This is a genomic window from Shewanella sp. T24-MNA-CIBAN-0130 (assembly GCF_040310185.1).
Classification (GTDB): Bacteria; Pseudomonadota; Gammaproteobacteria; order Enterobacterales; family Shewanellaceae; genus Shewanella; species Shewanella psychromarinicola.
Genome location: NZ_JBEOPP010000286.1, coordinates 1 through 275 on the forward strand (window position 1 = coordinate 1; position 275 = coordinate 275).

Here is a 275-nt window from a genome sequence, read left to right on the forward strand (position 1 = left end):
CTGATATGGGCTTTCATCTTCATGCCACGTATTTACTTGACCTTTTATGGTCATATAACCCTGTAACGTGTCGAGTTCAAATGCAGGAGCAATATACTGAACCTCACCCACAGCGGGGATAATAGCACCCACCATACGCTCGCTAGAAAACCAACGAGTACCCGTAAAATAGTACAAATTAGTACCAGCATTCACATAGATTGCTTCTAAACCATGTTGCGCCATCAATCGTTGTGCATGTTGAATTCGTTGATTAAATTCATCATCACTTATCG

Annotated in this window: 1 protein-coding gene; it reads right to left on the reverse strand. The window is 41.5% G+C overall.

The genetic code is table 11. The features are described 5' to 3' along the window. The coding region (locus AAEZ02_RS22410) for an aminopeptidase P family N-terminal domain-containing protein (protein ID WP_351125234.1) at nucleotides 1–275 on the reverse strand (275 nt) is incomplete at both ends.